This window comes from Azospirillum sp. B2RO_4 (assembly GCF_051124815.1).
Taxonomy (GTDB): Bacteria; Pseudomonadota; Alphaproteobacteria; order Azospirillales; family Azospirillaceae; genus Azospirillum.
The window spans coordinates 261,683-287,316 of the sequence record NZ_CP118487.1 but is presented as its reverse complement, the minus strand read 5'-3'; the positions used below and the strand labels follow the sequence as shown (position 1 = coordinate 287,316).

General features: G+C 67.7%; 21 protein-coding genes. 7 read left to right on the top strand and 14 right to left on the bottom strand.

Features of this window, described 5'->3' with window-relative positions; translation table 11 throughout:
* Positions 1–23: 23 nt before the first annotated feature.
* The 7 genes from PWS46_RS18950 to PWS46_RS18920 all read right to left on the bottom strand — a co-directional run bounded on the left by PWS46_RS18950 (position 24) and on the right by PWS46_RS18920 (position 11,307).
* A complete protein-coding gene (locus PWS46_RS18950; RefSeq protein ID WP_434622967.1) occupies positions 24–2,219 on the bottom strand; it encodes a hypothetical protein in 2,196 nt (731 codons plus the stop codon).
* The gene (locus PWS46_RS18945; protein WP_434622966.1) at positions 2,216–3,604 is read right to left on the bottom strand and encodes a glycosyltransferase family 4 protein; all 1,389 of its coding nucleotides are present in this window, start codon (positions 3,602–3,604) and stop codon (positions 2,216–2,218) included. Before PWS46_RS18945 ends, PWS46_RS18950 begins: the two co-directional genes overlap by 4 nt.
* Positions 3,601–4,443: a class I SAM-dependent methyltransferase gene (locus PWS46_RS18940; RefSeq protein ID WP_434622965.1), complete on the bottom strand. Its 843-nt coding sequence runs from the start codon at positions 4,441–4,443 to the stop codon at positions 3,601–3,603. Before PWS46_RS18940 ends, PWS46_RS18945 begins: the two co-directional genes overlap by 4 nt.
* Positions 4,440–6,731, bottom strand: coding sequence for a glycosyltransferase (locus PWS46_RS18935; protein WP_434622964.1), 2,292 nt, complete (start codon positions 6,729–6,731; stop codon positions 4,440–4,442). Before PWS46_RS18935 ends, PWS46_RS18940 begins: the two co-directional genes overlap by 4 nt.
* 142 nt (positions 6,732–6,873) lie before the next feature.
* Positions 6,874–7,692, bottom strand: a complete 819-nt coding sequence (locus PWS46_RS18930) for a calcium-binding protein (RefSeq protein ID WP_434622963.1) — start codon at positions 7,690–7,692, stop codon at positions 6,874–6,876.
* 538 nt (positions 7,693–8,230) lie between these two features.
* Positions 8,231–9,586, bottom strand: a complete 1,356-nt coding sequence (locus tag PWS46_RS18925) for an HlyD family type I secretion periplasmic adaptor subunit (protein WP_434622962.1) — start codon at positions 9,584–9,586, stop codon at positions 8,231–8,233.
* On the bottom strand, positions 9,583–11,307 hold the full coding sequence (locus tag PWS46_RS18920) for a type I secretion system permease/ATPase (RefSeq protein WP_434622960.1): 1,725 nt from the start codon (positions 11,305–11,307) through the stop codon (positions 9,583–9,585). Before PWS46_RS18920 ends, PWS46_RS18925 begins: the two co-directional genes overlap by 4 nt.
* 538 nt (positions 11,308–11,845) lie before the next feature.
* Here PWS46_RS18920 and galE point away from each other — a divergent pair.
* Genes galE through PWS46_RS18905 form a run of 3 tightly spaced genes read left to right on the top strand, consistent with a single transcriptional unit; the run spans position 11,846 to position 14,711 of the window.
* A complete protein-coding gene (gene galE / locus PWS46_RS18915; protein ID WP_434622958.1) occupies positions 11,846–12,859 on the top strand; it encodes a UDP-glucose 4-epimerase GalE in 1,014 nt (337 codons plus the stop codon).
* A 48-nt stretch (positions 12,860–12,907) separates the two neighbouring features.
* Positions 12,908–13,468, top strand: a complete 561-nt coding sequence (locus PWS46_RS18910) for a winged helix DNA-binding protein (protein ID WP_434622956.1) — start codon at positions 12,908–12,910, stop codon at positions 13,466–13,468.
* A gap of 16 nt (positions 13,469–13,484) precedes the next feature.
* Positions 13,485–14,711, top strand: a complete 1,227-nt coding sequence (locus tag PWS46_RS18905; protein ID WP_434622954.1) for a DUF2336 domain-containing protein — start codon at positions 13,485–13,487, stop codon at positions 14,709–14,711.
* A gap of 5 nt (positions 14,712–14,716) precedes the next feature.
* Here the strand turns inward: PWS46_RS18905 and PWS46_RS18900 are convergent, their stop codons facing one another.
* Complete coding sequence (locus tag PWS46_RS18900) at positions 14,717–16,039, bottom strand: nitrate- and nitrite sensing domain-containing protein (RefSeq protein WP_434622953.1); 1,323 nt, start codon at positions 16,037–16,039, stop codon at positions 14,717–14,719.
* A gap of 222 nt (positions 16,040–16,261) precedes the next feature.
* Here PWS46_RS18900 and PWS46_RS18895 point away from each other — a divergent pair, with 222 nt between their 5' ends.
* Together PWS46_RS18895 and PWS46_RS18890 are read left to right on the top strand one after the other, a co-directional pair.
* Positions 16,262–16,453 carry a hypothetical protein gene (locus tag PWS46_RS18895; RefSeq protein WP_434622952.1) on the top strand — a complete coding sequence of 64 codons (192 nt, stop codon included), beginning with the start codon at positions 16,262–16,264 and terminating at the stop codon, positions 16,451–16,453.
* A gap of 120 nt (positions 16,454–16,573) precedes the next feature.
* Positions 16,574–17,788, top strand: a complete 1,215-nt coding sequence (locus PWS46_RS18890) for an alpha-hydroxy acid oxidase (protein WP_434622951.1) — start codon at positions 16,574–16,576, stop codon at positions 17,786–17,788.
* 84 nt (positions 17,789–17,872) lie between these two features.
* Here the strand turns inward: PWS46_RS18890 and PWS46_RS18885 are convergent, their stop codons facing one another.
* The 3 genes from PWS46_RS18885 to PWS46_RS18875 all read right to left on the bottom strand — a co-directional run bounded on the left by PWS46_RS18885 (position 17,873) and on the right by PWS46_RS18875 (position 19,552).
* On the bottom strand, positions 17,873–18,637 hold the full coding sequence (locus PWS46_RS18885; RefSeq protein WP_434622950.1) for a hypothetical protein: 765 nt from the start codon (positions 18,635–18,637) through the stop codon (positions 17,873–17,875).
* Between the two features lie 123 nt (positions 18,638–18,760).
* A complete protein-coding gene (locus PWS46_RS18880) occupies positions 18,761–19,306 on the bottom strand; it encodes a hypothetical protein (RefSeq protein WP_434622949.1) in 546 nt (181 codons plus the stop codon).
* Between the two features lie 72 nt (positions 19,307–19,378).
* Complete coding sequence (locus PWS46_RS18875) at positions 19,379–19,552, bottom strand: hypothetical protein (protein ID WP_434622948.1); 174 nt, start codon at positions 19,550–19,552, stop codon at positions 19,379–19,381.
* A gap of 286 nt (positions 19,553–19,838) precedes the next feature.
* Between PWS46_RS18875 and PWS46_RS18870 the strand changes: the two genes are divergently transcribed.
* Positions 19,839–20,624, top strand: a complete 786-nt coding sequence (locus PWS46_RS18870; protein WP_434622947.1) for a hypothetical protein — start codon at positions 19,839–19,841, stop codon at positions 20,622–20,624.
* On the top strand, positions 20,617–21,336 hold the full coding sequence (locus PWS46_RS18865; protein ID WP_434622946.1) for a metallophosphoesterase family protein: 720 nt from the start codon (positions 20,617–20,619) through the stop codon (positions 21,334–21,336). The genes PWS46_RS18870 and PWS46_RS18865 overlap by 8 nt, the downstream gene beginning before the upstream one ends.
* A gap of 140 nt (positions 21,337–21,476) precedes the next feature.
* Here the strand turns inward: PWS46_RS18865 and PWS46_RS18860 are convergent, their stop codons facing one another.
* The 3 genes from PWS46_RS18860 to PWS46_RS18850 form a co-directional block, all read right to left on the bottom strand.
* On the bottom strand, positions 21,477–22,529 hold the full coding sequence (locus PWS46_RS18860; protein WP_434622945.1) for an ABC transporter ATP-binding protein: 1,053 nt from the start codon (positions 22,527–22,529) through the stop codon (positions 21,477–21,479).
* Entirely contained in the window at positions 22,522–24,189 is a 1,668-nt protein-coding gene (locus PWS46_RS18855) for an ABC transporter permease (RefSeq protein WP_434622944.1), read from the bottom strand. The genes PWS46_RS18860 and PWS46_RS18855 overlap by 8 nt, the downstream gene beginning before the upstream one ends.
* Before the next feature lie 341 nt (positions 24,190–24,530).
* Positions 24,531–25,634 (bottom strand): ABC transporter substrate-binding protein, encoded by a 1,104-nt coding sequence (locus PWS46_RS18850; protein ID WP_434622943.1) that lies wholly within the window; start codon positions 25,632–25,634, stop codon positions 24,531–24,533.

The following is a 25,634-nucleotide window of genomic DNA, read 5'->3' as shown; positions in this document are numbered from 1 at the left end:
AGAAACGGAATAGGGTCAATAACTCAGGCCGCGATCGACGCCTTCCAGCGCTCCGCGAAGTTCCATTCGTCGACCAGCGCGCTCATGCGCTCCAGCCGGGGGTCGCGGGCGTGGCGGGACTGTTCGTCAACCGCCACCAGCCGGACCTTCGGCAGCCACAGGCAGGAACCGCCGGCCGCCCGCACCCGCAGGCACAGGTCCAACCCCTTCGGCTCCGGCCCGAGATAGCGGCCGCCGTCGGCCATCGCCCGCACCAGCAGCTCGCGCGGCAGCAGCGCGCAGTCGGCCGACGCGGCATCGACCGCCGACACCTCCTGCTCCTTCAGCCAGTCGCGCGGATAGCCGGCGAAGCGGCGCTCGTAGGTGAGGACGCCGCCCGGCCCTTCCACCGCGACGATGCCGGCGAAGCGGACGGAATGGTCCTCATACAGAAGGGTCGGGCTGGCCATCACCGGCGCCAGTGCTGCGGAGCCCACGGCGTTCGGCTTGCGGATCGCACGCTCCAGCGCCGACAGCCAGCCGCGCTCGGTCGGCAGAACCGACGGCGACAGCAGCAGGACGCGGTCGGCGCGGACATGCGGCAGGGATGCCGCGACCGCTTCGAACGGATCGGCGGCGGTGGGTGCCGCGACGAAGCCGACCGCCAGCCGGTAGAAGCCGGCGGCTTGCCGGACCATGCCGGCCAGCCGTTCATGGGTGCCGGCACCGGCCACCACCAGGATTTCCGCTTCGGCGAAGTCCGAGTCGTTGGCCATGCGGGCAAGGTTCAGGTCCACATCCTCGCGCCCGTCGCAGACCGGCAGTATCACCGACACGCGCGGGCTCTTCACCGCGCGGCCCATCGGGTGCAGGACGGAGGAGGGAGCCGGCTGCCCGGACGCAGCCATGCGCAGCATCGGCCCGAGATGGGTGGCGATGACGCGGTCGATGGACGGGCTGTCGGGATTGACCGCACCCAGCATGCGGCGCAGCGCGTCACCGGTCGGCGGCTGGCAGGGCAGCGGCAGAAAGGCGATGCCGTCGGCCAGCGTCAGTTCCAGATGGAACTCGACGTCGGCGGCGATGCCGGCCGGTTCGCGGGCGAAGGCGGTGAAGCCGTGGCCGTCATTGCCCGGCAGCAGACGGCCGGCGAACATCGGGTCGTGAGCGAATGCCTCGGACACGTCCTTGCGGGCCAGCCGCGACCAGTCGGTGTCCAGCCGCGCCGTCATGCCACCACCCTTGACGGTCACCGCGCGAACCGCCTGGGTGGGGTCGAGCAGCCAGCCGCAGACGAACAGCCCGGCGCCCGGAACGCGCACCGCCATGTCCAGCCCCATACGCACCGGCGCCTGGATCTGCGATACCGTCTCCACCCCGTTGTAGCGGGCGGCGATGGCGGCTGCGACACCGCGGCGGGCGGCATCGCCCTGCAACTGGCCCAGCATGTCGCGGGCATGGGCGGAGGCGACGCCGTCGGCCAGCAACTGCCGGTGTTCGAAGATCGCCAGATGGCGCCAGCCGTCGGCGGCGCGGAAATGGATGCGGCGGATGGTGTCGGGGGCGGCGACCGGGCCTTCCAGAACGGTCAGCAAACCGGAGGCATCGTCCGGCAGGTCCGGGCGGTGGAAGGGCGCGGCGGCGCTGGCATGGGAGCGCAGATCGTCGGCCTCGACCAGCACGGGAGCGGTGCCGGCCGGAAAGCCGTGCGACCAGCCCTGCACCATCAGCGCGCCGTCGCGGAAGCGCCCCAGCACCTCGGCGAACCCGTCGGGGCGGGAGGCTTCATGGGCAAGACCCGACAGCAGGCGGGTGCGGCGGTCGCCGTCCCCCGCTTCGCCCTCGCCCATCTCCGGGCCGGACAGCAGGGTCACGGCGACATCCAGCGCCACGCCGAGCGACTGCGGCTGCACCTCGCGCAGTGCTGCGACGAGATGGGCGGGGTTGGTGCGGACATTGGACAGGCGCGGCAGCAGCAGATGCTTGCCCCGGGCATCCTCGATCTCGATGCGGGACGGGCGCATGTGGGCCAGCCCGGTGACACGGATGGCGCCCAGGAACCAGCGCTCCCCCGCCGCGTCGGTCCAGCAGCCGCCACGGAACCGTCCGTCGATCATGCCGTCCAGCATCACCGCGCTGTCGGCCGGCAGGGGCTGGTCGATAGCGCCGAACAGCATCAGCGTGTCCTCGTCCAGCAGGACGGCGGCGGTGATGTCGGCCTTGGTGCTGCGGTCCTTCATCGGGTGCGGTTCCCCTGGTTGAGAGCGGCGGGTGCGGATGACAGAAGTTCGCCGTAGAGCGCGAGGTGGAGCGACGCGGCCTCCTCCGTCGGGCGGACGGCGGGGATGTTGGCCGACAGCCGCTCCCACAGATCGGGTTCGGTCATGGCACGGGTCATGACGCGGGCGAGGTCGGCCGCGTCGTTGGGACGGACATGCAGGCCGTCGATGCCGTCGCGCACCGCCTCCGCCATGCCGCCGATGCCGCTGACGATGACCGGCCGGCGGTGCTGGAAGGCCTCCTGGATCACCAGCGGCGCGTTTTCCCACCAGATCGACGGCATCACCACCCAGTCGGCGGCAGCCATCAGCGCCGGCATCTCCTGCGGCCGATAGGGACCATGGGCGGTGGCAAGGCCGTTCGTCGCGTCGAAGCCGTCGGCCACGCGCTGGCGGAACTCCGGCGCCTGATAGAGGCTGCCGCCATGGACGGCGAGCGAGGGGAAGAGCCCCTGCCGCGCCATGCGGGCGACGGCGTCGAGCGCCACGGTGACGCCCTTGAATGGATTCAGGTTGCCGAAATAGGCGAAGGCGTCGCGCGCAGCACCGGGGGCGAGGTCGCGCCTCGGAGCCGGCTCCACCGCCGGCCGGCTGTTCGCCATCACCTCGATGCGGGCGGGGTCGAGGCCCCAGGCGACATAGCGGTCGCGCAGGAAGCGGCTCGGTGCCAGGAACTGGTCGACCAGCCCGAACATCGCCTTGATGTGCTTCTCGCGCAGCAGGAACTGGTCGGCCGGCCTGTCGGGGAAGCAGCGGTGACAGGCATCGGGCGACGCCTTGCCGCACAGCGCGCGTCCGCCCTCACCGCGCGGCGGCGTGACCATCTGCCCGTCATTGGCGCAGATCGGGTAATAGTCGTGCAGAGTGTAGACGATCTTCGCATCCGGGCAGACGCGGCGGATCAGGAACAGCATCTCCACGCCCAACAGCAGCGTGTGATGCACATGCACGATGTCGGGCCGGAAGGCGCGCAGCAGGTTGGACAGGTCGGGAACCAGCCCGTGCAGGTCGATCTGGCTCTGGTGGAAATGATCGAAATGACCGGCCCACAGCAGCACCTCGTCGGCGCTGCGGCCCAGCGTCTGGAAGCCTGTGCCGGGACGCGGCGCGCGGTGGGTATCGTTGGTGCAGGCCAGGAACAGGCATTCCGCCCCCGCCGCCTTCAGGCCGCCGAACAGCTCGTGCGCGAAGATCTCGGTGCCGCCGGGATGCAGGCTCGGATGGTTGTGCGCGATCAGCAGCACCCGCGGCGGCCGGGCGGCGACCAGCGGGCGCGCCGGCTGGCGCGGGGCGGGACGGGCGGCAGTGTGGTTGGCGGGAAGCAGCGGAAGGCGGCGGCGGCTCATGGCATGGCCCCCTTCTCCAGAACCAGCAGGTCCTGGAAGTTTTCCGCCTCGCGCTGGCCGCTCCAATGCCCGCGCATCACCGGACGCGCCGGGCGCAGGCCATGGGCGGCGAAGCGGCCGAGCAGGAACGCCTCGTCATAGGCGACGGCGGCGTTGGGGTGCTCCGGATCGGCCAGCAGTTCCACTCCCGGCGCATCGCGGCCCGGATCATCGCGGAACGGCGGCCGCGCGGTGCCCTTGGCGATGCCGGCGCGGGCGGTGGCGTCGGCCAGGAACAGGCTGAGGAAGCAGCGCCCGCCCGGCTTCAGCACACGCGCGATCTCCGCCGCGTAGCGCTCGGTGTCGGCCGTGCGCAGATGGGTGATGACCGAGGTCAGGATGACGAAGTCGTAGGATGCCGCCTTGAAGGGCAGCGTCGCCGTCTCCCCTTCGATCCTGCCGTCGGGATTGTAAAGGCCGTTGGCGACGTCGAGATGGTGGAAGCGGAACTCCGGATAGGCCGGCGTGATGGTCGAGGCGCACCAGCGGATGCCGTCCAGCACGATGTCGATGCCGTCGTAGGACGAATCGAGATATTGCGTCAACGGCAGGGCCATGCGGCCGACGCCGCAGCCGATCTCCAGCACCTTGTGGTCGGGACGCAGGCCGCCGAGACGAACGAAATGGCGCAGGAACTCCGCCCCGATGGCGCGGAAATCGCCGTCGCCGATGAAATGCAGTTCGGACGGCGGCACCGGCAGGAAGCGGTTGCGCGCGATCTGGGCGCAGAGCCATTCCAGCCGCGGATCGGTCTGGCGGCGCAGGACTGCAAGCTGCGGGGTCGGCAGAAGCGCATTCATCGGGTCACCTGTGCGGTCTTGCGGCTGCGGCCGGCCTTGGAAGGCCGTGCCTCGTCGTCGGCGCACCAGTCGCGCGCCATCAGCTCGGCCATGCGGTCGGCCCAGCGGCGGCCATGGAGCCAGCGGTTGTATTCGGAGGCGACTCCGCGGGTGTAGCCCTGGTGCCGGCCGATGGAGCGGCGCTCCAGATGGTAAAGCTCGACCGCCGGGGCATAGCGGATGTCGAGACCCTGGCCGCGAATGCGCAGGCAGAGGTCCGAATCCTCGAAGTCGCCGATGATGTAGTCCTCGCAGAAGCCGCCGGCGGCGGTGTAGGCGGCCCGCGTGGTCAGCAGGCAGGCGCCGGTGACGCCGGGAACCGCGCGCGGACGGCAGGCGGCGGCGAAGTCGCGCGGCAGGCCCTTGAAGTAATGGTGGTTGTACCAGGCGCCCTGCAGATCGCGGTCGAAATAGAGGCCGGCATGCTGGAGACTGTCGTCATCGAACAGCAGTTTCGGCCCCACCGCGCCGATACCCGGACGTTCCTCCAGCGCCGCGACCAGTTGCGGCAGCCAGCCGGCGCGGTCGGGCACGACGTCGGAATTGAGGAACAGCAGACGGTTGCCGCGGGCCACCGCGACGCCGGCATTGTTGGCGGCGGAGTAGCCGTAGTTGGCGCTCTGCACCAGCAGCAGCATCGGCAGGCCATAGAGGCCATGGAAGCCGCGCAGCAGATGCACCACCTCGTCGCGCTGCTCCGGGCTGTCGAGCACGAAGACCAGTTCGGCGTCGGCCATCGCCGGATCGGTGGCGAAACACGCGATCTGAAAACGCAGGAATTCCAGCGTGCGGTAGAGCGGGATGATCACCGACACCGCGGGCTTGGCCTTGCGCTCGCCGTAGACGACCAGTTCCGGCTCGCCACGGGTGGCGAGATGGGCGGCGTGCAGCGGGGCGACGGCTGGGCCGATGACGGTCTCCAGCAGTTCCGGCGTGGCGAAGCGTGGCGGCAGGCTGCCCAGCACGGCGGCGCGGGCGTCGGCATGGGCGCGTGGACGCGGCGGCGGGACGAGGCGCAGCGCGCCGCCCGACGCCAGCCGAAGCTCCGCCGTCACCTGAAGCGCCTCCGCCGGTTCGGGCGTACCCGGCAGATGCAGGATGAAGCCGCTGCGGTCGATGCCCGAGGTGGCGTAGAGCTTGGCGACATCCTCGCGCGGGAAACGGTGGGCGAAGCGCTCCACCCGGCGTTCGCCGCCGAAGGGAGTGCGCACCACCAGTTCCGCCGCCAGCGCATGGGGATCGTGCAGCCAGCCGGCAAGGAACAGCCCGCCGTCGGACGTGGGAACCGCGAGGTCGAGCGAGGCGCCGATCGGCCGCTTGGCATCGGCCGCCTGCCGGCGCGGCAGCGGGGCCAGCGCCTGCAACTCGCTGACCGCCGAGGCGGCGGACGCATCGCTGCGGCCACGCTGGGCGAGGCAGGTCAGCAGATAATGGCGAAGGGTGGCGGGCGTGTCGGGACGGGCGTTCAGGCGGTCGGTCAGGGTCGGGAGGCCGACCGGTTCTTCGGGGAAGCGGCGGCAGGCGACGCCGTTGGCGCCCAGCACCACCAGCAAGTTGCCCGGCGCGCACAACCCGTGGTCGATCAGCAGGTCGAAGGCGATGCGCCCCTTCCCAGCCGGATCGGCACCGATGCAGGCATCGAATGGCGCCCGTGCCACCGTGTTCGGCGACAGTACCACCAGACCATTGATGGCGCCGAAACGGCCGGACAGCGCGCCGGCACACAGCAGAAGGCCACCGCCCGCCGTCGCGCGGACCGCCAGATCGGCCGGCTCCGCCGCACGGTCCAGCACCAGCCGGCGGCACAGGCCAGCGAAGGCGGCATCGCGGCGAAGCGCCGGGGTGGAGCAGGCGAAATCGAACAGGAAGCGCAACACCCGCAGCCGGGCCGCGCCGTCCAGGCTGCCGAGCAGCCCGGTGGCGTCCAGATCGGCGGCGCCGGATTCGGTGCGAAGTTCGGCGATCACGCGGTTGTTGGCGATGAAATGGATGGGCATCCGCGGGTCGCGCGGTGCCGGCAGGATCGACAGGACGCGCCGCCCGCCCCAGCCGGTCTCGACGGTCAGCGTGGTGAAGGGCGGACGCACCGGCTCGCCGTCGACGCTCGGCGTGATCGGGCCGACCGGATCGGCCGTGCCGTCCACCTTCCCGTCCATGGTCCAGGAGACGAGGAGGAAGCGGCGGCCCAGCGCCAGACGTTGGGCGGGGGCGATCGACACCGAATTCGGCAGGACGGCGATGACGGTCATGATTGGGATTCCGGCAGCGTCGATGGGTTTGAAAGTCAAAGAAGGTGGACTTCAGGCAAAGGGGGACCGGCGGCGGCCTTGACACCACCGGTCCGTCCCTCTCGTCAGACGTTTGAAAAAGCGTCGGACGATCAGTGCCCGATCAGTGAATGACGAAGAAGTCGTTCGGGTGGTTGTGGATGTCTGCGGCCGAGACACCCTTCAGCGTGATGCTGTCGCCATGGCCGAGGTCGATCACGGCGTCGCCATGCTGGTCGGTGACGCGGGCGGCCAGATCGGCGGCGTCGGTCACCTTCAGACCGTTGATGTTGCGGGAGATCTGCAGGACGTCCTCGCCGGCCTTGAAGTCCAGGACCACGTCCTGGCCACCGCCGCCGGAGAAGATGAAGACGTCGTGACCGGCGCCGCCGGACAGGATGTCGTTGCCCTTGCCGCCGTCCAGGATGTCGTTGCCGTCATCGCCGAACAGCACGTCGTTGCCGTCGCCGCCGGACAGCATGTCGTTGCCGGTGCCGCCATGCAGGATGTCGTTGCCCTTGCCGCCGTCGAGGATGTCGTCGTGGCCGCCGCCGGACAGGATGTCGTCACCCTTGCCGCCGGTCAGAATGTCGTTGCCGTCCCCCCCGGACAGCACGTCATTGCCGTTGCCGCCATCCAGCACGTCGCGACCGGCGCCGCCGATCAGAACGTCGTCACCATTCCCCCCCAGGATGATGTCGTCGCCCGAACCGCCGTCGATGATGTCGTTGCCGTTACCCCCCAGCAGCACGTCCGCCGCGGTGCCGCCATGGATCACGTCCGCACCGTTCCCCCCGAACAGAGCGTCATGTCCATCGCCGCCGAGCAGAGTGTCGTTCCCGTTGCCCCCCAGCACCAGGTCGTTCCCCTGTCCGCCAACCAGCAGATCGTCATGATTCGTGCCGACATGCACGTCGTAGCTGCCCCCAGGAACCGTAGCCATCGTAGGTGTCTCCTTGCGATGTGATTGGGATTGTTGGGCCGTCTTTCGGCCTCGCTCGAAAGGCTGAGCTCGCCTTTCGGTGTAACCAAATCTATAGGGCGGATAGTGTGATAAAACTCGGGCACATGGAAGAGAAAGTTGAGTCAAGACAACGGATTCTTGCAGTAGAGCGCATTGTCGATATTTTCAAAAAGACAGTTAGTCTGATTTACATCGAAATTCTAAGCAGTTTCCGTCTTAAAAAATGATGGCCTATCCCTCATTCTGACTCCGAGGAGCCCGCGGACCCGTGTCGACATCAACCAAGACCGATTTTCGTTAAAGGATAGTTTTCAAATCCGGGCGGTCCGAACAAAGCCACAGAAGCAAAGGATGGGTTGTCGCCTGTCACCTTGTCCCATTCGCGGATGTGCAAAAGGGCCGGCGTGGGGGACGCCGGCCCTTCCACGGGGCCGCTTGGCAGGGGATGGATACCCAGGCAAGCACCCCAGCCCGCACCGGCCCGAACGGGGGAGGACCGGGGGGATGGCGGTTACGCTTACCGCTCGCGGAAGGCTCTCTGCAGGCCATCTGTCAGCGGTGTCAGGAAGTAATCGATGGCGCGGCGGGCGTGGCCATGGATCATTACTTCGGCCGGCATGCCGGGATGCAGCTCGACATTGGGCAGGGCCTTCAGTTCCGCCGCATCCATGCTGATCCGCGCCGCAAAGTAATAGGCGCCGGTGCGCTCGTCCTCCAGCTGGTCTGCCGACAGCGACACCACCTGCCCCGCCACCGGCGGCACGGCACGCTGACGGTAGCCGGTCAGCTTCACCATGGCCTTGCTGCCGACCTCCACATTCTGGACATCATGCGGTGAGACGCGCGCCTCCACGATCATGGCGTCGTCCTGCGGCACGATGTCGAGAATGCCGGCGCCGGCGGGGATCACGCCGCCGGAGGTGAAGAACTTCAGCCCCGTGACCCGCCCGGCCTGGGGCGCGGTGACCGCCTGCCGCAGCAGCACGTCGTCGGCGCTGCGCAACCGTTCCGACAGGTCTGAAACGCTGGCCTGGGCCGCCTGCAGGTCGGTCGAGACCTCCGACCGGCGGGTGTTGCCGATGTTGATCATGGTCAGTTCGGCAGCGGCGATGGCCTGTTCCGCCTTGGACTTGTTCGCCATCAGCTCGCCCAGCCGGCCTTCGGAGTCGGCTACGTTGCGCTGAAGCTCCAGCATCCGCGGCTTGCGCTCATAACCCTTGGCCAGCAGGCCCTGCACCACCCGCAACTCGTCCTGGGTGTAACGCAGCCGATCGGCGGTGGCGACGCGCTGGGCCTCCAGCGCCACGATCTCGTCGCGCAGCTGGGAGATTTGCTTGCGCTGGATCCCCAGCTGGGCCACGTAGCTGTCATGGCGGGAGCGGAACAGCCGTTCTTCGACCGCCATCGCCTCGGCCGCCACCGGATTGTCACGAGCGGCCTTGACCAATTCATCGGCGAACAGTGGATTGGCCGCGTCCGACTGTTCGGCGCGCAGCCTGCCCATCTTTGCCAATGCCGTCCAATACTGCCCCTGCAGCTGCGCGACCACCGCTTGGCTTTGCGTGGAGTCCATCCGCAGCAGCACTTGGCCGGCCTGCACGAGGTCGCCGTCCTTGACCAGCAGGTCGCGCAGGATGCCGCCCTCAAGATGGGAGACGGTCTTGCGGTGGCTTTCCACCATTACCGTACCGGCGGCAAGGGCGGCGCTGTCCAGGCTGGCGGTGAAGCCCCAGGTCAGGAAGCCGCCGAATCCCACCAGCACGGCCAGCGCTCCCGCCAGGGCGGTACCCCGAAGCGACGGTTCGACCGGCGCCATGTCGATGGTCGCGGTCCAGACGGGCTGGGACGACAGAAGGGGCGTTTCGCCGGTCATCGTTGTTCTCCACTGCGGACGAGACGGGTCACGCCAGCGGGTACGCCGCCCGGCTGCACCAGTTTCAGGACGTCGCTGCGGGCGCCGAAATGCTCGACGGCGCCCTCCTTCATCACCACCAGCTTGTCGGCGATGGCGACGATGGACGGACGATGGGCAATCATCACCACCGTCGTGCCGTCGGCCTTCACCTTGTGAACGGCGTTCAGCAATGCCTGCTCGCCTTCATGGTCAAGGTTGGAGTTGGGCTCGTCCAGCACCAGCAGGCGCGGACGGCCGAACAGGGCGCGGGCAAGCGCAATGCGCTGCCGCTGGCCGCCGGACAGGGAAAAGGCGCTGTCGCCCACCGGCGTGTCGTAACCGAAAGGCAAGCGGCCGATCATCTCGTGCACGCCCGCCAGCCGGGCGGCGCGGACGATCTCCGCCGGATCGGCGCTGGCCATGCGGGAGATATTCTCGCCGATGGTGCCGTCCAGCAACGCCACCGACTGCGGCACGTAGCCGACATATTTGCCGAAGCTCTCACGCTCCCACAGATAGGTGCTGGTGCCGTCCAGATAGATGCCGCCGGCCGTCGGCTGCCAGACGCCGACCAGCAGGCGGGCCAGCGTCGATTTGCCGGCGCCCGACGGGCCGATGACGCCCAGCACCTCCCCCGCCTCGATCGCGAAGGAGACGTTGCGCAGCACCGGGCGGCTCATCCCGGCCGGCACGTGGCTGACGCGGTCGACGGTCAGCGCGCCGGTGGGTTGCGGCAGCGGCATGGTCGAGCGGGCCGAAGCGCCGTTGTTCAGCAGGTCGCGGATGCGGCGATGCGCCTCCAGCGCCTTTACCCACTGGCGCCAGCCGTCCACCAGTTGTTCGAAGGGGTGCAGCAGCCGCCCGGTGATGAGGCCGGCGGCCATCATGCTGCCGGGGGTCACCAGATTGTCGATTACCAGCGTGGCGCCGGCCGCGATCACGCCGACCTGAAGGATCATCCGCAGCGAGCGGGAGGACGCCGCCAGCCCACGCGACAGCGTGGCGCCGCGGTCGATCATCCCGGCCGATCCGCTTTGCGCCGCTTGCCAGCGCCGGGCCAGGGCCGGCAGCATGCCCATCGCCTCGATCGCTTCCGCATGACGGACGGTGCCGGCGATGTCGGCGAAGACGCGGGCCGAGGCCTCGTTCGCCTGGGCCATCGGCCGCCGGGTCAGCATATCGGTCAGCACGCCCATCACCAGCAGCACCAGCGCCGAGATGATGGCGAGCACGCCGTAGACCGGGTGCAGCAGAAACAGGATCGCCAGGAAGATCGGCGCCCAGGCCAGTTCCAGCGGGGCGGTCACGGCGCTGCTGGTCATGAAGCTGCGCAGGTCGTTCAGGTCGCGCATGGTCTGCGCCGCATTGCGCGGGCCCCCAGACAGCGCGTCGACGATCGAGGCCTCCAGCGCCGGGACGTTGAAGCGGTGCGCGATCACGGCACTGGTCACCAGGAAGGCGCGGGCGCGGATGAAGTCCAGCACGCCGTACAGCGCCAGCGCCCCCACCGCGATGATCGCCAGCATCGTCAGCGTTTCCAGGCTGCGGCTGCTCATCACCCGGTCATAGACCTGCATGGTGAAAAGCGGCAGCACCAGCATCAGGACGTTCACGAACAGGCTGAGGATGCCGGCCAGCAGGAGGCCCTGTCCGATCTTCCGGTAGGCTTGGGTCAGCAGGGGCCGATCCACGGAACTCATAGTCGATCCTTCCTGATGGAGGACTCGCCGGCTCGTACGGCGCTGGAAAATGGGCACAAACGGAAAAAGCTGCCGGCGACGACGGGCGCGGGACAGGAAGCCGGCTGGGGGGATGCCGGATGCGGCCAGTCCCGTGATCGGGCGGTCGCCTATGATTGGACAGGTTCGGACGCGGGGGGAGGCGTCGGCGGACTTGGCACGCTTAAGCCCTACACCAGGGACATTTTAGGGACGTGTGACAAGTTTCGGTCTCCACTCCTTTCCAGCAGTCGAAAAAGGGGTATATGTGCGCCTGTAAGGCACTGACAGAAAACAGAAACTCAGCACTTCACCGAAGGTCTTAGGCCATTGGTGGCAGTTTTTGCAGCCATCTGGTCAGACGCGTCCGACATCGTGCATGCTGCGCTGCATGAGTTTTCGCAAGGCGCCGCGATCCCCCCATCCGGCCCGCCCTGCACCGCCCCCGCTTTCCTTCCACCATGCCGGCCGCCCGCTTCAGGTTGCGGCCCAAAATCCGGTTCAAGGAAACCCACGCTCCATGACGACCTCCAAAACCATCCTCGTCACCGGCGGCGCCGGCTATGTCGGCAGCCACTGTGTGGCAGAGCTTCTCGACCGCGGCCACAAGGTCGTGGTGTTCGACAATCTGCGCCAGGGCCATGCCGCCGCCGTTCCGGCCGAGGCGACCTTCGTCCAGGCCGATCTGGCGGACGAGGCGGCACTGGCCCGCGTGTTCGGGCAATGGCGCTTCGATGCGGTGTTCCACTTCGCAGCCCTGTCGGTGGTCGGCGAATCGATGCGAGACCCGCACGCCTATCTGCACGGCAACACCGTCACCTCGCTGAACCTGATCCGCGCCGCGGTGAAGGCGGGGGTGATGAAGCTGGTCTTCTCCTCCACCGCCAACCTGTTCGGCTCGCCCAAGCGGATCCCGATCGACGAGGACGAGGCGATCGATCCCGGCAGCCCCTATGGCGAATCGAAGTTCATGATCGAGCGCGCCCTGCATTGGGCCGACCGCTGCCATGGACTGCGCTCCGCCTGCCTGCGCTACTTCAACGCCGCGGGCGCCCATCCCAACGGACGGCTCGGCGAGGATCACAGCCCGGAGACGCACCTGATCCCGCTGGTGATGGACGCCGCCACCGGCAAGCGGCCGCACATCGAAATCTTCGGCGACGACTATGAGACCCGCGACGGAACCTGCATCCGCGACTATATCCATGTCTGCGATCTGGCCGACGCCCATCTGCGGGTGCTGGACGCGCTGGACGAGCGGTCGGTCCGCTACAACCTCGGCAACGGCACCGGCTACAGCGTGCGCGAGGTGATCGCGTCGGTGGAACGCATCACCGGCAGAAGCGTGCCGGTGAAGGTCGGTCCGCGCCGCCCCGGCGACCTGCCGGTGCTGATTGCCTCGTCGGAGCGCATCCGCCGCGACCTCGGCTGGCAGCCGCGCTTCCCGGAGCTGGACAGCATCATCGGCAGCGCCTGGGCGTGGCGCAGCGCACATCCCAACGGCTTCCGCGGTCTTGCCGCCGCGGCTGAGTGAGTCAGCAGGAAGGACGACGGCAATGCTAGAGCCGGGATCATGGACGCGATGAGCAATCTGGACTGGGACGACGACGACGCGCCCGAACCGGGACCGGACGACAAATCCGTGGACCAGCCGAGTGGCAAGCCCGGCGAGGCTCTCGACCTCGCCGACTTCCACGGCATGGCGCGCCTGATCGAGCGGATGCACCGCCGCTACCTCGATGTCGTCCGCGTCGGGCTGTCCAAGCAGGGGATCGAGGACATCGGGCCGGTCCAGGCACTGATGATCATGCTGATCGGCGAGGACGAGCTGTCGGTCCGCGACCTGATGGAGCGCGGCTATTACCTGGGTTCCAACGCCTCTTACAGCCTGAAGATCCTGGTCGACGCCGGATACATCAACCGGGCCGCCAACCAGCGCGACCGCCGCACCGCCCGCCTCCAGCTGACCGACAAGGGTCGGGAGCTGTGGGAGGGGCTGCGGCGGATGGAGCAGGCGCAGGCCGAGGCGCTGGTCCGCAACGAGACCGAGGTCCGCGACCTCAAGGCCAGCTACCGCACGCTCCGCCGGCTCGACCGGCTTTGGGGCGACATGGTCCGTTATTCCTGCCTCGATTTCGATTGAGCGAAGGTTTTCTCCGATGCCGCAGCCGGGTGCCATGATGCCACACGCCGCCGCCCACCCCGACGACCCCCACCCCAACGGCCTGTCAGCCAAGGACGTGGAGCGGCTGCTCGTCTCGCCGAACGCGGAAACGCGGATCGAGACGATGAACAAGCTGTTCCATGACCTGGAGGCAGGCGCGCTCAGCCCGGCCGAACGGTCGCTGGCGATCGAGGTGGTGCATTGCTTTGCCGGCGACGCCCAGGTGGCGGTGCGCGAGGCGGTGGCCTGGCAGCTGCGCAACAGCCCGCTGCTGACCGGGGATCTGGCGGAGCGGCTGGTGCGCGACGTCGGCCGGGTGGCCTTCCCCATCCTGCGCGACGCCGCCGGACTGACGGACGACCTGCTGCTGGACGTGCTGTCCGATCCCGATGCCGGCAAGCATGTGGCGGTCGCCAGCCGCTCCAAGGTCTCGGCCCGCGTCTCCGGCGCGATCGCCGAGCGCGGCAACGTGATCGCGGTGACCGCGCTGCTGCGCAACGACGGCGCCGAGGTGCCGGACAGCGCCATGAGCCGCGCGCTCGACCGCTTCGGCCGCGTCCGCATGGTCAGCGAGGCGGCGGCGACCCGCCCCGGCCTGTCGCTGGCGATGGTGGAACGGGTGGTCGCCTTCGTCTCCGACAGCATGCGCACCACGCTGATGCAGGCGCACGGCCTGTCGCGCGAGCTGGTCGAACGGCTGGTCGAGCGCGGGCGGGAGGCGGCGACCATGCGCATGCTGCGCCCGGTGCTGCGCGGGGCCGAGGACATCGACGCGGTGATCCAGTGGCTGCACACCAACCGCCGCCTGACGCCGGTCCTGCTGTTCCGGGCGCTGTGCGCCGGCGACCTCGGGCTGTTCGTCGCCGGCATGGCGCTGCGCGCCGGCATCCCACAGGAGAATGCCCGCCGGCTGGCCTGGGACGACGGCGAGCTGGGCATGGCGGCGCTGATGAAGAAGGCGACCGTCGCCCCCGGCCTGACCCACCCGTTCCAGGTCGCGGTCGGCGTCGCCAAGCGGATGGAGTATGAGGGCGGCGACGCAGGCCGCGAGGATTTCCAGGCGGAGGTCATCAGCGAGCTGTTCACCGCCTGCACCCCCACCAACGACTGGATGGTCGACGACCTGCTGCTGCAGCTGTTCGACCAGAAGTCCGAGGAGGTGATCGACCGGGCGCTGGATCAGGCGGGGCTGCCCTTCTCGCCGGTGCGGACGGTGCAGTAATCGGGTCAGCCTCCTCCCGCCGGGGCGCCGGCAGTGACGCCGCGGAGGATGTCGGACATGCTGAGGATGGCCTCCGCCACCTCGATGATTCGTTTGTTCTGGTTCATCGCCGTCTTGCGGATCAGCTTGTAGGCCTCCTCCTCCGACAGGTTGCGGGTGGACATCAGCAGGCCCTTGGCGCGGTCGATCACCTTGCGTTCGTTGAGCGCCGCCTTGGCGGTCTCCAGTTCCAGGCTGACGTCGCGCAGGCGCTGCGACTGTGCCTGCACGACGTCGAGGACCGAGCGCATCAGCTTCGGCCGCAGCCCGTCGGGGGCATAGAGGCCGGAGGTGTCCTGCCCTGCAAGGGTCGGATCGGCGTCGACCAGCACCATGGCGACCGGCATCACCGCGTCGGGGGTGCGGCCGTCGGACCGTTCCAGATCGGCGCGGGCCTGGACCAGCTTCGCCTCGCACAGGTGGCGGAGGTCCTCGGTCAGCCGGTCCTCCACCGTCTTCAGCAGATCCATGCGGCGGGTGGAGCGTTCGAACCAGACCTCCGGCGTGATGCCCGACAGTTCGCCGTGACGGGCATCGTCGGAGAGCGCCACCGCACGCATCCGCTCCACCTCCGCCACCGCCGGGTCGGCCAGGGCGGTGCGGAAGGCGGTGGCGTGGGCGGGATCGGCGAACTCCGCGAAGATGCGGAAGGCGCGGTTCTGTGCATCGATCAGTTGGGCGAGGCGGGCATGCTCCGCCCCGTCGAAGCGCCCGCGCGAGAATCCGGCGCTGGCGGTCGCCCGCTCCTGCCCGGCGAATTCCTTGCCCTGGACCATGTTGAACAGGGCGACAAGGGCGCGGGAGATCGCCGGGTCGGCGGCGATGTCGGCGGCCTCGAACACCACGGACAGCAGATGGCCGATGATGTCGGTGAAGGCCTTCACCGAATCCTGTGGCACCAGCGCCAGCGCCGACACCTGACCGCGCAGGCCCGGCAGCCCATCCAGGGCGTGGAGCGCGATGGCGACGCGGCTGTAGAACTGCGCGCCGGAACTGAGGCGGTCGAGCTGTTCGTCCACCAGATCCAGACGGTCGCGCAGCACCGCTTCCAGCGCCCTGGCATCGGCCTGCCAGCGGGCGCGGTCGTCGGCGAAGCGGCTGCCGCTGGAGCCCAGATAGATGGAGGAGGCGCCGCGTTCCTTCTGCAGGGCGTGGATCAGGGCGCTGAGATCGCGGACGAGCGCGCTGACCACCAGAAGCTGTTCGACGTCGCGGATGCGGCACAGCCTGGCGGCGCGCAGGAACCGCGCCGCGGCGGCGCTCGTCATGGTCTGCTGCTGTACGTCCATGCGGCCCGCTCCCCCGACATTGCCCTGCCCCACGGCCCTGTACGCAATGGATATGCCAGCGTGAATACGCATTCGCTCCGGGCGGAAATGCGGTTTCCTGCCCAAGATTCCGGCGGCGTTGCCGGAAAATTGGGCGGATCGGTGGCGCGAGGATGTGCAGTGCAACATCCGAGCGTCGGCCTTGTTTGTATGGGAGTTCTCCCGCACCGGAGTCGTCCGACGATGACCAAGAACCCTTTCATGAGCGCGTGGTTGTCCTGGGCCAACCGCGCCGGCGGCATGTGGACCTCCGCCGCGATGTCGGCGGCCCGGCGCAACCAGGCGACGGCCCAATCGGCGATGATCAAGGCCATGATGACGCCGCCCAAGTCCGGACACGCCAAACCGAAGCGCAAGTCCAAGCCGGCGCGCTGATCCGCACCGCGTGAACCGGGCAAAGGGCAGCGTTGCCGCAGCCATGGCTTGACGGTGCGCGGAGGGAGTGGCCAAATCCACCCCCTTCCGTTTCACGCGCAACCGTTCGAGACACGCCCCATGACCTCCGTTCGCATGCCTTCGTCGCGGCCGCCGTCGCGCTGGGCGAACCTGTTCACCGACCGGCCCGTCACCTGCATCGAGGATCTGCGGCAGCTGGCGGAATGGCGCGTGCCGCGGATGTTCTACGATTACGCCGATTCCGGCTCCTACACCGAGTCGACCTACCGCGCCAACGAGTCCGACTTCGGCCGGATCAAGCTGCGCCAGCGCGTGGCGGTGGACATGACCAACCGGACGCTGGCCAGCAGCATGGTCGGCCAGCCGGTGGCGATGCCGGTGGCGCTGGCCCCGACCGGCCTGACCGGCATGCAGCATGCCGACGGCGAGATCCTGGCTGCCCGCGCAGCCGCCAAGGCCGGCGTGCCCTTCACCCTGTCGACGATGAGCATCTGCTCCATCGAGGACGTGGCGGAGAACACCGACAAGCCCTTCTGGTTTCAGCTCTACGTCATGCGCGACCGCGCCTTCATCGACAAGCTGATCGACCGGGCCAAGGCGGCGGGCTGCTCGGCGCTGGTGCTGACGCTGGACCTGCAGATCCTCGGCCAGCGCCACAAGGACATCAAGAACGGACTGTCCACCCCGCCGAAGCTGACCATCGGCAACATCCTGGACATGGCGACCAAGCCGCGCTGGTCGATCAACATGCTGCGGACTCATCGCCGCACCTTCCGCAACATCGTCGGCCACGCCACCGGCGTCAGCAACCTGTCGTCGCTGTCCTCCTGGACGGCAGAGCAGTTCGACCCGACGCTGAACTGGGACGACGTTCGCCGCATCCGCGACCGCTGGGGCGGCAAGCTGATCCTGAAGGGCATCCTCGATCCGGAGGACGCGGTGATGGCGGCGGACACGGGCGCCGACGCGCTGATCGTGTCGAACCATGGCGGGCGGCAGCTGGACGGCGCGATGTCCTCCATCGCTGCACTGCCGGCCATCGTCGAAGCGGTGGGCGACCGCATCGAGGTGCTGATGGACGGCGGCATCCGCTCCGGCCAGGACGTGGTCAAGGCTCTGGCGCTGGGTGCCAAGGGCACCTTCATCGGCCGCGCCTTCCTCTATGGGCTGGGCGCCGGCGGCGAGGCCGGGGTGGCCCAATGCCTGGAGATCATCCGCAAGGAAATGGACGTGACCATGGCCATGTGCGGGCTGCGCGACATCAAGGACGTGACGTCCAACATCCTGGCGGGGAAGCCGAATTTCGGGGTTTGAGCGGGGTCTTGTCTCCGTCCTGGCCTGCGGTGGGATGGAACGGCGTGGAACGCTTTTTCCGATGCCGTTTCAACCTGCCGAGAGCTACGGGCGTCCCGACAGGCGCCAGGAGAAGGCACCGGCGGCGCGGCGGGACACCGGGCCGGGGATGAGGTTGGGGTAATGTTCGTACTGGTTGACGGTCCAGGGGAAGACGCCCTTCGGGCCGGCGGCTTCCGGCCGGGCCAGGATGGCGGCGACCATGGCCGGATTGGGCGGCGTGCGTTCGCGCAAAGCGCCGGGAATGTCGTCGTCGAGTTCAGGGACGGTGACGGCGGGCGGGTCTTCGGGACGGGGCGGCTGCGGCCCGGCATCCTGGATGTCCCTGGGCGGGATGTCCCTGGGCTGGATGTCCCTGGGCGGGATGTCCCTGTGGGTGTTCCTCATGGTCTCCCGGCCCGAGGCGGCCCCGGGAATCAGGCCCAGCCGCTCGGCCAGCCAGCGGACGGTGGTGGGATCGCCGGCCGACACCAACCGCTCGATCTGCTCGGCCACCAGAATGCGCAGCGAGGAGAGGCGCAACTCGGCCTCGCGGTTCAGCGCCTGCCGCTCCCACCACACACGCAGGCGGAAATCCTTGGAGCCGTAATAGGCGCGCCACAGCGTGGTGCGGCTGCAGCCCATGTCGCGGGAGACCTGAAGGAAGCTGTTGCCGCGGGCCAGCATGCCGGCGGCCATGATCCACTGTTCCTCGTGGAACTGCGATCCGGGAACCAGCGAGCCTTCGGCGGGCACCGGCGGCTCCTCCGCCCAGCAGGGGAAACGGTCGGCGGCGGCTTCGGCGGCGAGGGTGCGTTGGTCGAGGGGCATGGAGAGGCTCCGCGGAATGGTGGCTTTCGCGGAAGATTATAGGATAGTTTTCAGATTGATAGGACTTTGCGCAAATCGGCTTGGCGCAAACGGCCATTGGCCGCCTGTGTCGCCGCATCACGTTCAGCGATACTGCGCCTCTGGAACACGGAAATAGCCCTGGATGCTCGTTTCCGGTGTCAGCACGGCGATCTGGATGTGGGTCTTGCTCAAGATCTTAGATCCGTCGAAGACCGGATCATCTTCCTGATAAAGCCCCCGGACAGAGTTGAAGGGTGGGAGCGGGCTTGGGTTTCCATCGGCATCGACGTTCTCGGCCAGCATCTGGTGCAGATGGTTGATTACCGCACAATCGAGATTATGAGCCGGCCCCTTGGTTGTGCGCTTGTTTTCAGGTAACGGACTTCCGGGAAAAGATCTGGCGTGGAATTTTTCGAATGATCGGTAGGCGGACTTCAGCGCGTCAAGGGAACCGCGATCCATAAGGTTGAGGCAGTTGCCAAGATGAATGACAGCGCCGATCACGAATGGCTCACCACCCTTCGCCTTACAAGCTTCGACGGCCCACTCATAGCCACGTCGTGGGTCTGCCTCCCAGAAATACACGCCCTTGCCGAGCCAGTCCCAGGCGTTGTCGCTGAATTTCAGGTGCCGGTCGGCGTCGGCCAAAATAGCCTCCCCGATATCCCGGCGGCATCCATGATAGCCGAGGACAAAGGGGTTGGATAAGACAGACATGCTTTACCGATAATGCTTGCCGGGCTCACCGTTCTCTTCATAAACCCCCTCGCGGACGAGCATCTCCTTGGCAAATCCTGCATCACGCTCGGCTCGCTCATTGGCGCGCTCGATGGCCTCCAGGATGGCCTTCCTCTGCTCATCGCTCATCGTCGTCCCCGTCACATAGATCGTCATGATCGGTGCTCCCTTAAACCAGCCTGGAGTGACGACAGCAACCAGTTTTGCAGATATCTGCAAAATCGGGAAGCATCCGGGCTTTCGGGGATCTGGATGACTTGAGCCGCTCTTTCAAGCCGCCGACGAAGACCACCGTTCCGCAGTGTGCTGGCGGCTCGCACCTCCTTCCGACCGAACCACATCGCCTGGGCGATAGCTCGACCGCCACCCCCGCAACGCTTCCCGCCCTGCCCTGTTGTACCGAAGCAACGTGCCCGTTCCGGCGCATCTGGGGGAGTGGTCCATGAGCGAACTCCGTGAGGGCAGCGCCACCGTCACCGCGGAGGCCGAGGCCTTCTATACCGAAAGCCTGAAGCTGCTGACCCAGTCCGGCATCCCGTTCCTGCTGGGCGGGACCTACGCCATCAGCGCCTATACCGGGATCAACCGGCCGACCAAGGACATCGACGTCTTCTGTTGCGGCGGCGACTTCCCGCGCATCCTCTCCCATTTCCAGGACCATGGCTTCGAGACGGAGATCGAGGACGAGCGCTGGATCGGCAAAGTGAAGCATGGGGAACTGTTCTTCGACGTCATCTTCAATTCCGCCGTCGCCATCAACCCGGTCAACGACCGCTGGTTCAAGGAGGAGCACCGCGCGGTGATCTGCGGCGCCGACGTGCGGCTGGTGGCGCCGACGGAGATGATCTTCTCCAAATCCTTCGTCCAGATGCGCCACAAGTACGACGGGCCGGACGTGGTCCACATGATCCTGAAGCAGCATGACAGGATCGACTGGAAACGGCTGCTCGCCCATATGGAGCAGTATTGGGAGGTGCTGCTGATCCACCTGCTGAACTTCCGGTTCATCTATCCGACCGAGCGCGACCGCATCCCCGACTGGCTGGTGGCGGAGTTGCTGGAGCGGATGCAGGAGCGCGCCAAGCTGCCGGTCGCCCAGACCCGCATCTGCCGGGGACGGCTGTTCTCGCGCGAGGATTACCTGATCGACGTCACCCAATGGGGCTTCGCCGACGTGGTCGGGGAGGAGGGAACCAAGGAGAGCCTGAGGGAGAGTGGAAATGGATGAGCGCAGGCTGACCGTCGCCGCCATCGGCGACATCCATGTCGGCGAGACGACGCAGTTCCCCTATCGCGAGCTGTTCCAGGAAATCGCCGGCAAGGCGGACGTGCTGGCGCTGTGCGGCGACCTGACCAACCACGGCAAGCCGCGCGAGGCGGAGATCCTGGCCGACGCCCTGCGCTCCATCGGCATTCCGGTGGTCGCGGTGTTCGGCAACCATGATTACGAATGCGGCCATGTCGAGGAGATCGAGCATATCCTGACCCAGGCCGGGGTGCGGTTCCTGGACGGTGCGCCGCAGGAAATCGGCGGGGTCGGATTCGCCGGGGTGAAGGGCTTCGGCGGCGGCTTCGGAAACCGGATGCTCGACAGCTTCGGCGAGCCGGCGATCAAGCAGTTCGTCCACGAGGCGGTGAACGAGGCGATGCGGCTGGAAAGCGCGCTGCGGCAACTGGACACCGAGCGGGTTTTCGTCGTGCTGCACTATGCCCCCATCGCCGCGACGGTGGAGGGGGAGCCGACGGAGATTTTTCCCTTCCTGGGCTCGTCCCGGCTGGCGGAGACCATCGACCGCTTCGACACTGTGCGGGCGGTGGCGCATGGGCATGCGCATCACGGGAGCTATACCGGGAAAACGCTGCGGGGGACGCCGGTCTACAATGTGGCGCAGACGATCCCCAAGGAGACGGGGCGGCCTTATGCGTTGATCGAGGTTTGAGGGGTTCTCCTTCTCCCCCCCGGGGAGAAGGTCGGGATGAGGGGGTTCGGCGTAGCCGAAGAGGTCCGGCGGGAGCATCCCCCTCACCCTAACCCTCTCCCCGGGGGGGAGAGGGAATCTTGGGGCGCGAGAGGCCCCCCTCAAAACACCCAGAGCTGCTCCGGCGGCAGGTGCAGCCAGTGTGTGCCGGCCGACAGTGGACGGCCGAAGGCCCGCAAGGTCTGGTCGCCGCAGCGGAAGACATGCTCCCAATGGCTGCCGAGATAGACCGAGGTCTCCAGCTCCGCCGGAACGCAATTCTCGCCGTCTCCGTCCACCACCTCGACCTGTTCCAGGCGGATCACGCCGGTCGCCTCGTCCGACACGGACTTGCCGGCGCGGTCCTTGCCCCACAGCGGAATGCCGGACAGGTCGATGCGGGCGTAGCCGCCGCGCTTGTCCTGCACGCGGGCGCGGATCTGGTTGTTGACGCCCATGAATTCCGAGGCGAACAGGCTGACCGGCTCGGTGTAGAGCTGTTCGGGAGTGCCGGCCTGGACGATGCGGCCGCCGTCGAGCAGGACGATGCGGTCGGCGATCGCCATCGCCTCGATCTGGTCGTGGGTGACGAAGACGGCGGTCAGGTTCATCCGCTTGATCAGGTTGCGGATCCAGATGCGCGCCTCCTCCCGCAGCTTGGCGTCGAGGTTCGACAGCGGCTCGTCGAGCAGGATGACGGGCGGGTTGTAGACCAGGGCGCGAGCCAGGGCGACGCGCTGCTGCTGGCCGCCCGACAGCTGGTGCGGATAGCGGTCGCCGAGATGGCCGAGGCCGACGCCGTCGAGAACGGTGGCGACGCGCTGCTGAAGCTCCGCTTTCGGCACGTTGCGAAGGCGCAGGCCGTAGGCGACGTTCTCGAACACCGTCTTGTGCGGCCACAGCGCGTAGGACTGGAAGACCAGACCGAGCCCGCGCTTTTCCGACGGCACGTTCAGGCCGGCGGCGGCGTCGAACACCGGCTGGTCGCCGATGGAGATGACGCCGCGCTTCGGCTCCTCCAGTCCGGCGATCGAGCGCAGCAGCGTGGTCTTGCCGCTGCCCGACCGGCCGAGCAGGGCGACGATCTCGCCCTGGGCGAAGGTGGCGGTGATGCCCTTCAGGATCTCGGTGCTGCCGTAGGACAGGTGCAGGTCGTCGATGATGAGCTTAGCCATGGGAGCGTTTCCCGAAGAGCGACATCAGCAGCAGGCCGCCGCCGATCATCGCGATGTTGACGGTGGAGAGCGCGGTGACGAGATCGACGGCGCCGGTTCCCCACAGCGAGACCAGCAGCGAACCGATCACCTCGGTGCCGGGGGCCAGCAGATAGACGCCGGTCGAGTATTCGCGCATGAAGGTGACGAAGATCAGCAGCCAGCTGGAGAACAGGCCGACCTTGATCAGCGGGATGGTCAGGTCGCGCGACACCCGGCCGGGGCTGGCGCCGACGATGCGGCCGGCTTCCTCAAGCTCGGGGCCGATCTGCAGCAGGGCGCCGCTGACCAGACGCATGCCGTAGGCGAGCCAGACCAGCGTGTAGGCGACCCAGATGGCGATCATGGTCTGGCGCAGCGGGGCCAGGAAGGGCGTGAACAGGAACACCCAGAAGATCGCCAGACCGGCGACGAGGCCCGGCATGGCGCGCGGCAGCAGGACCAGATAGTCCATCAGCCGGGTCCAGCCCGACGGCCAGCGGTGGGCGGCGAGGTTCAGGACCGTGTAGACGCCGACCGACAGCGCCCCGCCGACCGACGCGATCAGCAGCGTGTTGACGATGCCGCGGGTCAGGTTGGGGAACTCCATCAGCTCGCGGAAATGGGCCAGCGTCAGCACGTCCAGCAGGTTGACGCCCTCGCCCCAGCTCGACACGAAGGCGCGGAGCACGAGGCCGCTGAGCGGGACGACGACGGTGAACAGCAGCCACGCGGTGATCATCGCCGCAGCCGGCCAGCGCCAGACGCCGATCGACACCGGCTTCTGCGCCGCGGCCTTGCCCTTCACCGAGACGTAGCGGTTGGCGGCGCGCAGCAGGAAGCGCTGGAGGGCCACCAGCGGCAGGGCGATGCAGATGATCGCGACCACGACCACCGCCATCAGCTGGTAGGACGGCGTGCCGAGCTTGTTGGTCAGCTTGTAGAGATAAGTCGCCAGAACCAGGATGCCTTCGGGGTCGCCCAGCACCAGCGGCAGGCCGAACAGCTCGAATCCCAGGAAGAAGACCAGCACCGCCGAATAGAGGATGTTCGGCATCACCATCGGCAGGCTGACGGTCATCGCCGTGCGCAGCGGGCCGGCGCCGGTCATCCGCGCCGCTTCCTCGACGTCGGAGCCCAGGCTGCGCAGGGCGGACGAGGTGTAGAGGAAGATGTGCGGGACGTGGGTCAGGCCGGCGATGACGATCAGCATCCACTTGGAATAGAGATACCAGGGGACATAGCCGAAGACGCCCTTGAACCACAGCGTGACGAAGCCGGCCGGGCCGAGGCTGACCACGAAGCCGAAGGCCAGCACCACCGACGACACGAACATCGGCACCAGGATCACCGGTTCGATCCAGCGGCGGCCCGGCAGGTCGGTGCGGGTCATCAGGAAGGCGAGCAGAGCGCCGACCGGCACCGCGATGGCGGTCATGCCGAAGGCGATGACGCACGAGTTGTAGAGGGCGTCGAAGAAATCCTCGTCGTCCAGAACGAACTCGTAGGCCGACAGGGTGAAGGAGATCTTGGGCTGGAAGAACGGCCCGTCGAGGAAGCTCTGGTAGACGACCAGCCCGATCGGGGCCAGCACGGCAATCGCCATGGCGACGATCACCGCGATGCGCGTCGCGCGGTTCATGGGGGGATTCCTTGAATTCGGCGGCTTCGGCGCCCTCCCCGTGGGGGATTCCCCCTCTCCCCCCGCTCACGCGCAAACGGAGTTTGCGCTGACGCGACAGGCGGACCCTTGGTCCGCCGAAAGCGGGGAGAGGGTCGGGGTGAGGGGGAGGCGTGGGGTGGATTTCGGGGGCACGCGGGGCGCTTTCCGGCGAACTAAGCCACGCCATGCGTCCCCCTCACCCTAACCCTCTCCCCGCTTTCGGCGGATCTTCGATCCGCCTGTCGCGTCAGCGCAAACGAAGTTTGCGCGTGAGCAGGGGGGAGAGGGGACTTTGGCGGGGTCGAGAGGAGGTGTTTAAATCACTTCCCCTGCAGGGCCTTCTGCCAGTCCTTCAGGAACTTCAGGCGCTTCACCTGATCGAGGTAGGTCAGCAGTTCCGGGCCGACATGGATCGGGCGGAGCGTGCTTTCCGGAACGCCGGCGGTCGGGTTGGCGCTCGCCAGATCGGGGCGGATCGAGCCCATGTAGCGGGCCTGCATCGCCTGCTGGCCGTCCTTCGACAGCAGATAGTCGAGGAACAGCTTGGCGGCGTTCGGGTGCTTGGCGCCCTTCGGGATGAAGGCGATGCGCGACATCACGATGGTGTAGTCGGACGGCAGCACGATGCCCAGCGAGTCCGGGTCCTTGTGCTGGCGCTCGAAGACGTAGGAGCCGATCATGTTGTAACCGATGGTGTGCTCTCCCGAGGTCAGGCGCTCGATCATCGCGCCCGACGAGGTGTAGAGCTTCACCCCGGTCTGGCCCATCGCCTTCACCAGATCCCAGGTGCCCTTGCTGGCCTGCACGTCCTGGGTGATGTAGAGGAAGCCGACGCCGCTGCGCTCCGGATCGTAGGAGGTGACCTTGCCCTTGTAGGCGTCGGGCTTCTCGGTCAGCAGCTTGGTCAGGTCGGCGTGGGTCTTCGGCACGTCGGCGGCGGGGACGACGCGCTTGTTGTAGGCGAAGACGATCGGCTCGGCGGTGGTGCCGAAGGCCTCGTTCTTCCAGTTGGCCCAATCCGGGATGTTCTTCGTTTCCGGCGAGCCGTAGGACTGGGCGTAGCCGTCGTTGACCAGCTTCATCTGCAGGTCCATCGCCGACGACCACATCAGGTCGGTGGTGCCGGTGTTGGCCGCCGCCTCGCTGATGAAGCGGTTGTACATCTCGGTGGAGTTCTGGTCGGCGTATTCCAGCTTGATCTTGGGATAGAGCGCCTCGAACCCCTTCAGGAGCTCCGACACGGCGGCCGCGTCGGTGGCGGAATAGATGCTGAGCGCGCCTTCCTGGTTCGCCGCCTCGATGACCTTGGCATAGGAGGGATCGTAGCCGGCGGGGACCGACTGCGCCATCGCGGTGCCGGCGGTGAAGGCCGGAACGGAGATCGTCAGGGCGGTCGCAACCAGAAGGGCCAGTTTGGTGCGCAT

What these genes read in the sequence shown, in the direction of transcription:
- PWS46_RS18870 (WP_434622947.1), top strand. Translation starts at nt 19,839, where the DNA reads ATGAGCGAACTCCGTGAGGGCAGCGCCACCGTCACCGCGGAGGCCGAG.
- PWS46_RS18920 (WP_434622960.1), bottom strand. Translation starts at nt 11,307, where the DNA reads ATGAGTTCCGTGGATCGGCCCCTGCTGACCCAAGCCTACCGGAAGATC.
- PWS46_RS18885 (WP_434622950.1), bottom strand. Translation starts at nt 18,637, where the DNA reads ATGCCCCTCGACCAACGCACCCTCGCCGCCGAAGCCGCCGCCGACCGT.
- PWS46_RS18945 (WP_434622966.1), bottom strand. Translation starts at nt 3,604, where the DNA reads ATGAGCCGCCGCCGCCTTCCGCTGCTTCCCGCCAACCACACTGCCGCC.
- PWS46_RS18895 (WP_434622952.1), top strand. Translation starts at nt 16,262, where the DNA reads ATGACCAAGAACCCTTTCATGAGCGCGTGGTTGTCCTGGGCCAACCGC.
- PWS46_RS18865 (WP_434622946.1), top strand. Translation starts at nt 20,617, where the DNA reads ATGGATGAGCGCAGGCTGACCGTCGCCGCCATCGGCGACATCCATGTC.
- PWS46_RS18875 (WP_434622948.1), bottom strand. Translation starts at nt 19,552, where the DNA reads ATGACGATCTATGTGACGGGGACGACGATGAGCGATGAGCAGAGGAAG.
- galE (WP_434622958.1), top strand. Translation starts at nt 11,846, where the DNA reads ATGACGACCTCCAAAACCATCCTCGTCACCGGCGGCGCCGGCTATGTC.
- PWS46_RS18855 (WP_434622944.1), bottom strand. Translation starts at nt 24,189, where the DNA reads ATGAACCGCGCGACGCGCATCGCGGTGATCGTCGCCATGGCGATTGCC.
- PWS46_RS18850 (WP_434622943.1), bottom strand. Translation starts at nt 25,634, where the DNA reads ATGCGCACCAAACTGGCCCTTCTGGTTGCGACCGCCCTGACGATCTCC.
- PWS46_RS18935 (WP_434622964.1), bottom strand. Translation starts at nt 6,731, where the DNA reads ATGACCGTCATCGCCGTCCTGCCGAATTCGGTGTCGATCGCCCCCGCC.
- PWS46_RS18890 (WP_434622951.1), top strand. Translation starts at nt 16,574, where the DNA reads ATGACCTCCGTTCGCATGCCTTCGTCGCGGCCGCCGTCGCGCTGGGCG.
- PWS46_RS18910 (WP_434622956.1), top strand. Translation starts at nt 12,908, where the DNA reads ATGAGCAATCTGGACTGGGACGACGACGACGCGCCCGAACCGGGACCG.
- PWS46_RS18940 (WP_434622965.1), bottom strand. Translation starts at nt 4,443, where the DNA reads ATGAATGCGCTTCTGCCGACCCCGCAGCTTGCAGTCCTGCGCCGCCAG.
- PWS46_RS18860 (WP_434622945.1), bottom strand. Translation starts at nt 22,529, where the DNA reads ATGGCTAAGCTCATCATCGACGACCTGCACCTGTCCTACGGCAGCACC.
- PWS46_RS18950 (WP_434622967.1), bottom strand. Translation starts at nt 2,219, where the DNA reads ATGAAGGACCGCAGCACCAAGGCCGACATCACCGCCGCCGTCCTGCTG.
- PWS46_RS18900 (WP_434622953.1), bottom strand. Translation starts at nt 16,039, where the DNA reads ATGGACGTACAGCAGCAGACCATGACGAGCGCCGCCGCGGCGCGGTTC.
- PWS46_RS18905 (WP_434622954.1), top strand. Translation starts at nt 13,485, where the DNA reads ATGCCGCAGCCGGGTGCCATGATGCCACACGCCGCCGCCCACCCCGAC.
- PWS46_RS18930 (WP_434622963.1), bottom strand. Translation starts at nt 7,692, where the DNA reads ATGGCTACGGTTCCTGGGGGCAGCTACGACGTGCATGTCGGCACGAAT.
- PWS46_RS18925 (WP_434622962.1), bottom strand. Translation starts at nt 9,586, where the DNA reads ATGACCGGCGAAACGCCCCTTCTGTCGTCCCAGCCCGTCTGGACCGCG.